Here is a 5,909-nt window from a genome sequence, read left to right on the forward strand (position 1 = left end):
GGTTGGGGTGGGTTCGAGCGGCCCCGGTTCGAGCGGACGGGTTCGAGCGGGGCGGGCGGCGCGGGCTGGTGGCTCGGCTCAGGAATCGCGCGGACAGCGGTGTGCGAGCCCGCGCTCGCCGCCGGTCCTCCCTCCACAGGCGGGGTACCGGCTCCGTTGTCCCGATCCTGGTCACGGGCCCCGGCCCGATGTCGGTGGTCGCTGATTCAATACACGTATGAGAAGTTCGGGTGACGCGGCGCAGGCGGTCGAGGCGGTGCGCGCGGGCGAGACGGCGCAGACGCTCGACGCGGTGCGCGCGCTCGCCGGTCTCGCGGCGGGGCTCGCCCGCTCCTCGGCGCCGGTGCTGCTCGCGGGGGCCGTCGCCCTGCACACGGCGTACCGGGCAGCGCTGCTCGTGCCGGAGTCGTTCGCGCGGGGGAGTCGTCTCTCCCGGAGCGAGGCGGGAGACCTCGTGGAGCGCTCGATCCGAGCCGAGTTCGCGACGGCGCTCGGGATGTCGGAGCGCGTGGCGTCTCGGCGTCTCGAGCACGCTCGGCTCCTCATCGAGGACCTCCCGGCGACCCGCACCCTCCTGGCCGAGGCCCGGATCCTCTGGGAGGCCGGCGAGGTCGTCTGCGCCGCCGCCGCGACCCTCCCCGCTCCGTCGCGCGCGTCCTTCGACGAGCGGGCGGCCACCGCGGCGCTCTCGCAGACGCCCACCCAGCTCCGCCGGACCGTGGCGCGGCTGCGCGACGAGCTGCACGAGCAGCCGTTCACCGAGCGCCACACCCGCGCCCGCGAGGACCGCAGCGTGTGGCTCGGCGCCGAGGCCGACGGCATGGCCACGCTCTGCGCCCTGCTGCCGGCCCCGGTCGCGGTCGGCGCCTACAACCGTCTCGACCGGATCGCCCGCTCGCTCCGCGACGGGGCGGACGCGGCGAGGATCGGGCTCGGTGCAGGTGCAGGTGCAGGTGCAGGTGCAGGTGCAGGTGCGAGTGCGAGTGCGAGTGCGACTGCGACTGCACAGAGCGGTGCTGGTGCCCGTGGCGATGCCCGGGTAGCAGTCGGTGCTGGAACGGACGCTGGTGCTGGTGCTGGTGCTGGTGCGCGTGCTGGTGCCGTGCTCGGCGCGGAGACGGGTGGCAGCGCCGGTGGAGACGCTGACATCTCCCTCGGCGACGGCCGGACGCTCGCGCAGCTGCGGGCCGACGCACTCGTCGATCTGCTCATCGACGGCGACATCTCCGCAGACGGATCCTCGGGCGACGGATCCTCTGGCGAAGGAGCGAGCGGAATCCCCGCCTCTGTACTCGGAAGCCCCGCCTCGGTCTCCGGAGTCCGCGCCGACGTGCGCCTCACCCTCGCCGCCAGCACCGCGGTCGGCCTCGACGACGCGCCGGCCGAACTCGACGGCTACGGTCTCGTCCCCGCCGACGTCGCCCGGGAGCTCGTGCGCACGGCGGCCACCTTCACGCGGGTGCTGACCGATCCGGACACGGGAGTGGTGACGTCGGTCGGCAGGACCCTCCGCGTCCCGCCCCCTCGGATGCGCCTCCAGCTGCAGCTGCGCGACCGGACCTGCCGGTTCCCCGGCTGCACCCGCTCGTCCTCGACGGCCGAGGCCGATCACACCCTCGAATGGCGGAACGGAGGCGAGACCGCCCTCGGCAACCTGGCCTCGCTCTGCGTCGCGCACCACCACGTCCGCCACGGCGACCGCTGGACCTACGCCCTCCATCCGGACGGCACCGTCGTCTGGACGACCCCCACCGGCCGTCGGATCACCGACCGACCGCGGGCGCTGCCCGGGGCTCCGCTGCCGCCCACGCGACGACCGACGCCGCAGTCGGCGCAAGAACCGGAGCCGGAGCCGGAGCCGGAGCCGCAGCCGCAGCCGCAGCTGAAGTCGAAGCCCGAGCCGCAGCCGCAGCCGCAGCCGCAGCCGCAGCCGCAGCCGCAGCCGCAGCCGCAGCCGCAGCCGCCACGATCTTCGTCCTCGCTGTTGTGGTCGTCGCGACCGTCGTCACCTCGGGCGTCGCCCGCGGTGCTGTCGCCGACGCGGCCGCGGTTCGTGGACGCGTCTCCGCCGTTCTGATCCGCAGCCCGACATGCCGGGCGATTCGACACTCCGTCGCACGCGAGGCGGTGAATCGCCGTGCCTGGACACGCCTAGGCGCCCTCGCGCTCTCGCACCTCCGGCGCCGCGAGGTCCGGCGGCACGTTCGCGCTTCGTCGAGCCCCGAACCCCGTGTGCCGGGGCTCCGAGCTTCGAGCTTCGAGCTTCGAGCTTCGAGCTTCGAGCTTCGAGCTTCGAGCTTCGAGCTTCGAGTCCCGAGCCCCAAGCCCCGTGTCCCGTCGCGCTTCGGCGCTTCTGGGCGTCGGCCCCCGCGTCCCGGTCCGCCGCGTCCCGGTCCGCGCCCGTCCCGCTCCGGCTGGCGGACGCCCCCGCCACGCAGGAGAGCCGTCGAACTCGGAAGATCACGACCGGACGAGTTCCACGTGGTTCACGCTCTCCGCCGCCCGCCGCGTCCGTCGGTCCTCTCCTGCCCTGCCCTGTCCTCTCCTGCCCCGTCCGGTCAGGAGCGTCCCGCCGCGGCGACCGCTTCACGCCACCCGTGCCCTGTCCTCTCCTGCACTGCCCTGTCCTCTCCTGCCCCGTCCGGTCAGGAGCGTCCCGCCGCGGCGACCGCTCCACGCCACCCGTGCCGCCACCCGTGCCGCCGCCCGTGCCCCCGCCCGTGCCGCCGCCCGACCTCACCGGATGCCGCTGCGCGCGAACCCCTGCACGAAGTAGCGCTGGAAGCACAGGAACAGCAGCACCATCGGCAGCACCGACACAAGCGCCAGCGCCATGCTCGCGCTGTAGTCCGGCGTCGACTGGCCCTTGAGGTAGAGCAGGCCGATCGGCAGCGTGAACAGCTCGTTGTCCTTCAGGGCGATCAGCGGCCAGGCGAAGTCGTTCCAGCTGCCGAGCAGAGTCAGCAGGATCAGGACGGCGATCAGCGGCTTCGAGAGCGGCAGCACGATCTGCAGGAACACCCGCAGGTGGCCGGCGCCGTCGATCCGCGCCGCCTCGATCAGCTCCTCCGGGATGGAGAGGAAGAACTGCCGGGCGAGGAAGATCCCGAAGGCCGCCGCTGCTCCGGGCAGGATCACCGACCAGTAGGTGCCGTAGATCTGCAGTCCGGTCACGAGCTTGAACTGCGCGACCATGATCGCCTGCACCGGGATCATCATCGTGGCCAGTGCGAGCAGGAACAGCAGGTTCCGCCCCGGGAAGCGCAGCCGCGCGAAGCCCCAGCCGGCCAGCAGGTTCACCACGACGGTGAACACCGTGACGAACACCCCGATCACGACCGAGTTGACGAACCACTCGCCCACGGGGAAGCGCGCGAACACCGTCGCGAAGTTCTCGAACGAGATCTCGCTCGGCCAGAAGCGGGGCGGGCCGGGCGCGAACACCTCGCCGCGCGGCGAGAAGGCGATGACGAGCATCCAGTACAGCGGGAAGAACACGACCGCCGAGGCGACGATCGCGACGACGAGGCGGACGACGAGTCCGGAGCGGGAGCCGTCGCGGCGGGAGGGACGCCGGCGCGGGGTCTCGCGGGCGGTGGCCGCGGCGACCGCGGCGGGCGTGGTGACGGTGGAGGACGACATGAGGGCTCCTAGTCGACGAGGTCGCGCGTGCGGCTCGTGCGCCACTGCAGGTAGGTGAAGGCGAGGGAGACCAGCAGGATGACGACGCCGAGCGCGGCGCCGTAGCCCTGCTCGCGGACCTGGAAGCCGTTGCGGTACGCGTAGGTGCCGAGCACCGACGTGGAGAAGCCGGGGCCGCCGCCCGTCATCACGAAGACGATGTCGAAGACCTGGAACGAGGCGATCACGTTCATGATCAGCAGGAAGAAGGTGGACGGGCCGACCAGCGGCACCGTCAGTGCGCGGAACTGCTGCCAGCGCGTCGCTCCGTCGATCCGGGCGGCCTCGTAGAGCTCGGGCGAGACGCTCTGCAGGCCCGCCAGGTAGATCACCATGTTGAAGCCGATCCGCAGCCACACCGCGGTCAGCATCACCGAGATCATCGCCGCGGAGCCGTCCGACTGCCACGCGACCGGCGAGGCGCCCAGCGAGCTCAGCACCTTGTTCACGATGCCCGAGGACTCGCTGAAGATCGTGACCGCGATCATCCCGGAGGCGACGCCCGAGATCACCAGGGGCAGCACGATCACCGTGCGGAAGATCCCGCGCGCGGGCAGGACGGAGTTGAGCAGCACGGCCAGGCCGAGGCCGCCGGCGAGCTCGAGCGGCACGGTGACCGCGGTGAAGAGGAGCGTGTTGCCCAGGCTCTGCCAGAACACCGGGTCGGCGCCCATCCGCAGGTAGTTCGCGAAGCCGACCCACTCGGGCGTGCCGAAGCCGCGCGACTCCTGGAACGAGAGCTGGATCGCCCAGAGGATCGGCACGAACAGGAACAGCGCCATCAGGAGCAGGTTCGGGCCGACGAAGCCGAAGCCGGCGAGGGCCTCGCGCCTGCGGGCCGACCGCGGCCGGGCGGAGGAGCCCGCCCGGCCGCGGAGGGTGGTGGCGGTCATCAGCTGGTCGCCTGCTGGATGGCCGCGTCGAGGCCGGAGAGGGTCTCCTCGGTGCTGCGTCCGCCGACGAACGCCTCCTCGAGCTGGTCCTGCATCGCGACGGAGATCTTCGCGAGGAACGGCGAGGTGAGCTGCTGCACGTCCCGCGGGGTGATCGTCGCGGCCTGCTCGACGAACACGGGCATCACGTCCGGGCGCACCGCGAAGTCGATCGACGCGGGGTCGATGTCGGACCGGGTGGGCAGCTCGTTCGTCGCCGCGCAGAACTCGGCCATGGTGTCGGCCTGCGTCATGAACGAGAGGAACTCGGTCGCGAGCTCGGGGTTGTCGGTGTCGGCCGTGGCGACGAGGGCGTTGCCGCCGAGGTCGGTCGCGCCGCGCTCGTCGACGGGCATCGGCGTGGCGGTCCACTCGAAGTCGGCGAGGTCGTCGATGTCCGGCACGAGGAAGGACCCGGCGAACGCCATCGCCGCGGTCTGCTCCGTGAAGAAGGAGTCGGCGTAGGTGGCGGACTTCACCGAGCTGGTCGGCGGGACCCAGTCGTTGTCGAAGAAGCTCTTCGTGAAGTCCAGCGCCTTCGCGCCGGCGGCGGAGTCGATCGCCGGAGTGGTGCCGTCCTCCTCCAGGAGCGTGCCGTCGGCCTCGAACAGCCAGCTCAGCCAGCGGGGCGTGCCGCCGAGCTGCCAGTTGTAGACGAACGGGTACTGCTCGGCGGGCAGGCTCGCGCGCAGCTTCGCGGAGGCGTCGGCGAACTCCTCCCAGGTCCACGCCTCGTCGGCGGTGGTCGGCACATCGGTGATGCCGGCCGCCGCGAGCAGCTGCGTGTTCACCAGCAGCGCCGACACGTCGGTCTGGTGCGGGACGCCGTAGGGCTTCCCCTCGAACGAGACGGCCTCCTGGAACGCGGGCGTGAAGGAGTCGAAGTCGTCGATCCGGTCGGTCAGGTCGAGCAGCTGCTCCTGGCTGGAGTAGACGCCGAGGTTGCCGTAGTCGACGCGGAACACGTCGGGGGCCTCGCCCGACGACAGCTGCGCGTCGATGTTGCTGAACATCTGGTCGTAGGGCACGACGTTGAGCTCGACGCTCGCCCCCTCGTGCTCGGCCTCGAAGTCGGTGATCAGCGACTCGAAGGCCGCCTGCTCGGACTCGCTGGCCCAGGTGGTGAAGGTGATCGAGTCGGCGTCGGCCGAACCGTCGCCTCCTCCGCCGAAGCCGCTGCAGCCGGTGAGGGCGGCGGTCGACGCCAGGACGGCGGCGAGGGGGATGAATCGTCTGCGCATGGGTGGTCTCCTGCTGTGAAGGGTCGGACGGGGGCGGGGTCGGAGGGCCGCGTCA

4 protein-coding genes are annotated in these 5,909 nt (G+C 72.0%); 1 reads left to right on the top strand and 3 read right to left on the bottom strand.

The features are described 5' to 3' along the window. Nucleotides 1-217: 217 nt before the first annotated feature. Nucleotides 218-2,077, top strand: a complete 1,860-nt coding sequence (locus C5C25_RS16050) for an HNH endonuclease signature motif containing protein (RefSeq protein WP_104251179.1) — start codon at nucleotides 218-220, stop codon at nucleotides 2,075-2,077. A 659-nt stretch (nucleotides 2,078-2,736) separates the two neighbouring features. Here the strand turns inward: C5C25_RS16050 and C5C25_RS16060 are convergent. The 3 genes from C5C25_RS16060 to C5C25_RS16070 are packed head-to-tail and all read right to left on the bottom strand — an operon-like array spanning nucleotide 2,737 to nucleotide 5,854. Next, entirely contained in the window at nucleotides 2,737-3,642 is a 906-nt protein-coding gene (locus tag C5C25_RS16060) for a carbohydrate ABC transporter permease (protein ID WP_104234603.1), read from the bottom strand. A gap of 8 nt (nucleotides 3,643-3,650) precedes the next feature. Continuing rightward, nucleotides 3,651-4,574: a carbohydrate ABC transporter permease gene (locus C5C25_RS16065; protein ID WP_104239656.1), complete on the bottom strand. Its 924-nt coding sequence runs from the start codon at nucleotides 4,572-4,574 to the stop codon at nucleotides 3,651-3,653. Beyond that, entirely contained in the window at nucleotides 4,574-5,854 is a 1,281-nt protein-coding gene (locus tag C5C25_RS16070) for a sugar ABC transporter substrate-binding protein (RefSeq protein ID WP_258068765.1), read from the bottom strand. Before C5C25_RS16070 ends, C5C25_RS16065 begins: the two co-directional genes overlap by 1 nt. Nucleotides 5,855-5,909 lie beyond the last annotated feature (55 nt).

It is taken from the genome of Rathayibacter sp. AY2B9 (assembly GCF_002931595.1).
Lineage (GTDB): Bacteria > Actinomycetota > Actinomycetes > Actinomycetales > Microbacteriaceae > Rathayibacter.

Excerpts from the sequence above, each read along its gene's own strand:
- C5C25_RS16065 (WP_104239656.1), bottom strand. The coding sequence starts at position 4,574 with ATGACCGCCACCACCCTCCGCGGCCGGGCGGGCTCCTCCGCCCGGCCG.
- C5C25_RS16060 (WP_104234603.1), bottom strand. The coding sequence starts at position 3,642 with ATGTCGTCCTCCACCGTCACCACGCCCGCCGCGGTCGCCGCGGCCACC.
- C5C25_RS16050 (WP_104251179.1), top strand. The coding sequence starts at position 218 with ATGAGAAGTTCGGGTGACGCGGCGCAGGCGGTCGAGGCGGTGCGCGCG.
- C5C25_RS16070 (WP_258068765.1), bottom strand. The coding sequence starts at position 5,854 with ATGCGCAGACGATTCATCCCCCTCGCCGCCGTCCTGGCGTCGACCGCC.